A 3,547-nucleotide genomic window follows, 5' to 3' on the forward strand; every position below is an offset into this window, starting at 1 on the left:
CCCGCCAGGCCACCGGCAGCCCGGCCCCGGCCAGCGCGCCGGACAGCGACTCCGGCGGCGCCGCGCCGGTGACCAGCAGGTCGCCGGGGCGGCAGGCGACGGCCAGCAGCTCGTCCATGGCGGCCACCGCCGCGTCCGCGCCCGGGTCGCGCACGGCGGGCAGCTCGGCGAGGCCGTCGGGGCGCCAGTGGCGCTCGGCGTCGAAGGTGCCCAGCCGGACGGCGGCCTCGGCCGGAGTGGTGCCGGGCGCGGCCGGGGCCGCGGTGTTCGGTCGTCCCGCGGCGGCCGGGGCCGCGGCGTGGGGGGTGTCGGCCGTCATGACTGCCGTCGCGCCTCCGCCGCGACGAACCGGCACAGACCGCGCACCGAACCGACCTGCTCGAAGGTCAGGCCCTCGAAGTCCAGCTCCAGGTCGAACTCGTCCTCCAGCCGCAGCAGGAAGTTGATCATCTGGATCGAGTCGAGTCCGAGGTCGTCCACGACGCTCGTCTCCTCGGTGATACCCGCGGTCACGTCCGGATCGCCGACGATCTCGCCCAGCAGGTCCCGGATCCGCTCGAACACCGTCTCAAGGCCGGGCGGCCCGGTCAGGGCGTCCGCGTTGTTCACCGTCGATCACGCACCGTTCAGGTAGAGGAGGATGCACTTGGAGCAGACGGGCATGAGGCCGGTCCCGCGCAACACCTCGCGGACCCGGCGGAACGCCTCGCCCTGCCAGATCTCGGCGACCTCGCTTTCGTACAGGTCGCCGATGACGAATTCCGGAAAGAACTTGCAGGAGCTGACCTTGCCGTCGGCGTGCACCTCCAGCCGGTTGGACACGGCCAGGCACCGGCTGCGCCGCTGCGCCGGTTTCGGCGAGCCCAGCACGAAGTCGGCGACCTCGTCCTGCTCCAGCTGCGGCTGGTAGCGGATGCGCGACCGCCACACGCGGCCCGCCAGGCGGCGCATCGACTCCCGCAGCACGCCGATCCGGTCCGGGTCGAGGCGGTAGGTGTACGAGTGCCAGGTGGGCCGGGTGCCGGGCGCGGGCGGATTCAGCCAGCCGAACTCCCGCGCGTACAGCTCGTCCATCGAACGGGCCACGGCGGGGCTGATGTACCAGGGGAACTGGAAGTACACGGAGTTGACGCCCAGCTCCTCGGCCCACTCCATGAACGCGTACATCCGGCCCACGGTCTCGTCGCTGACCATGCACGACAGCGACACCTCGCCGCGGAACACCCCGGAGCGCCGGAGCTCCAGCAGCGCCCCGACCTGGCGGACGGTGCGCGCGAACGTGCCGCGGCCGCGCAGCGCCTCGTGGTCGGCGTCCAGCCCGTCCAGGCTGACCAGCACGTTCAACCCCGGGCCCAGGGCCAGCAGGTGGGAGAGATTGCGCTGGAGCAGCAGGCCGTTGGTGCACATCACGACCGTACGCGGCGTGCGCGCCAGCAGGGCGGCGATCTCGCCGAACCGGCTGTGCATCAGCGGCTCCCCGCCCCACAGGAAGACCTTCGCGCGCTGGTCGTCGGTGGCCCGCAGCACCCGGTCGACGACCTCCACGGACAGCTCGGTGCGCTGCTTCTCCTTGCTGAAGTCGTGGAAGAACCCCTGGTCGTTCCACTGGTAGCAGTGGTCGCAGCGCAGGTTGCAGCGGTAGGTGAGCTGCATGCTCACCTCGCGCGGCACCGGCGTGGCGTAGCCCGCGTCCACCGCGACGCCGCGGCGGGCCTCGGCGCGCAGGGCCACGGTGCGCCGCAGATCCTCGAACTCCTTCGCATTCAGCGTGCGTTTTGTTTTCGGATGCACCGGTATTTCCTTCGGAAGGTGGGGGCGCGAAGAAAACGGGTCGAGGAGCGCCGTCCGCGGAAAGTCCGGGGCGGCGGCGGGCGCGGACGCGGTTCCCGGGAACGGAATTCCGCCGCACAAAGTTCGATTGAAGCAGCTGCACCTGGGCCTGTAAAGGGGGTGCGAGGTGGTCGCGAGGCGGGTGGATCCGGGACGTTCGGACCCGAATGGACGTATGTCATTTCAAACGCCAATCGGTTATTCGGCCGGTGTTCGCCCGCTGATGTCCCCCGGCGTGGGCCACGTGTGCTCGCCGCGCGGCCGGAACGCGTCCGTGCCGGGCCGGGCGCGGGTCCGGGCCCGGGCATGATGTCCGGCATGACAGATCATCACGACGGGCCCGTCCTCGCCGTGGACCAGGGCACCTCCGGCACCAAGGCGCTGGTGGTCTGCCCGGAGCGCGGCGTGATCGGCACCGGCCAGGCGGCCGTCCGGCCCCGCTACGAGCCCGGGGACCGGGCCGAGGTGGACCCGGCCGCGCTGCTCGACTCCGTGCTCGACGCCGGACGGCAGGCCGTGGCGGCGGCCGGGGAGCCGGTGCGGGCCGTGGGCCTGGCCAACCAGGGCGAGACGGTGCTGGCCTGGGACCCGGCGACCGGCGAGCCGCTGACCGACGCGCTGGTGTGGTCCGACCGGCGCGCGGCGTCGGTGTGCGCCGACCTCGCCGACCGGGCCGAGGAGCTGCGGCACCTCACCGGCCTGCCCCTCGACCCGTACTTCGCCGCGCCGAAGATGGCCTGGATCCGCCGCCACTGGACCCGCGAGGGCGTGGTGACCACCAGCGACGCGTGGCTGGTGCACCGGCTCACCGGCGCGTTCGTCACCGACGCGGCCACCGCCGGGCGCACCCAGCTGCTCGACCTGGACCGGGTGGCCTGGTCGCCGCGCGCGGCCGACGCGTTCGGGCTCGCCGACGAGCGGCTGCCGGAGGTCGTGGACGTGGCCGGGCCGGTCGGCACGACCGCCGCGTTCGGACCCGAGGCGCCGCTGACCGGCCTGCTGGTCGACCAGCAGGCCGCGCTGCTGGCCCAGGACGTCACCGCGCCGGGCGCCGCCAAGTGCACGTACGGCACGGGCGCGTTCCTGCTCGCGCACACCGGGGACCGGCCGCTGCGCTCCGCGTCCGGCCTGGTGTCCTGCGTGGCGTGGCGGCTGGCCGGGCGCGCCGCCTACTGCCTCGACGGGCAGGTGTACGCCGCCGCCTCCGCCGTCCGGTGGCTCGCCGAACTCGGCGTGATCTCCGGTGCGGAGGACCTGGACAAGGTCGGCGGCGCGGTGCCGGACAGCGGCGGCGTCGTCTTCGTACCCGCGCTGGCCGGGCTGGCCGCGCCGTGGTGGCGCGGCGACGCGCGCGGCGCGCTGACCGGCCTGGGCCTGGGCACCGGCCCCGGCCACCTGGTGCGCGCCCTGTGCGAGGGCATCGCCTGCCAGGTCGCCGAGGTCGCCGACGCGGTCGCCGCCGACCTGGGCGCGCCGCTGACCCGGCTGCGCGTGGACGGCGGCCTGACCCGCTCGGCACTGCTGATGCAGACGCAGGCCGACCTGCTGGGCGTGCCGGTGGAGGTCTCGGCGCTGCCGGACGCCACCGCGCTGGGCGCCGCCGCCGCGGCCCGCCTCGGGCTGGACGCGGACCTGCCGGTGGCGGAGGCGGCCTGGCGGGCGCGGCCCGCGGCGGTGTACGAGCCGAGGCTGCCCGCCGCCGAGGCGGCCGAGCGGC

The 3,547-nt window shown here is 74.5% G+C and carries 3 protein-coding genes and 1 pseudogene; 1 reads left to right on the top strand and 3 read right to left on the bottom strand.

Going from position 1 to position 3,547, the window contains the following annotated elements; all coding sequences use genetic code 11:
• From RKE29_RS28640 to RKE29_RS28650, 3 genes and pseudogenes are all read right to left on the bottom strand, one after another.
• A pseudogene (locus RKE29_RS28640) lies at window positions 1-319 on the bottom strand (hypothetical protein); the annotation flags it as partial.
• Entirely contained in the window at window positions 316-609 is a 294-nt protein-coding gene (locus RKE29_RS28645) for a phosphopantetheine-binding protein (RefSeq protein WP_312008615.1), read from the bottom strand. The gene RKE29_RS28645 and the pseudogene RKE29_RS28640, both read right to left, overlap by 4 nt.
• 6 nt (window positions 610-615) lie before the next feature.
• Complete coding sequence (locus RKE29_RS28650; protein ID WP_312008616.1) at window positions 616-1,791, bottom strand: radical SAM protein; 1,176 nt, start codon at window positions 1,789-1,791, stop codon at window positions 616-618.
• A gap of 357 nt (window positions 1,792-2,148) precedes the next feature.
• Here RKE29_RS28650 and RKE29_RS28655 point away from each other — a divergent pair.
• Window positions 2,149-3,547, top strand: a 1,399-nt coding sequence (locus RKE29_RS28655) for an FGGY family carbohydrate kinase (protein ID WP_312008617.1), incomplete at its 3' end; no start/stop codon positions are given.

Source organism: Streptomyces sp. B1866 (assembly GCF_031932565.1).
In the GTDB taxonomy this organism is placed as follows: Bacteria; Actinomycetota; Actinomycetes; order Streptomycetales; family Streptomycetaceae; genus Streptomyces.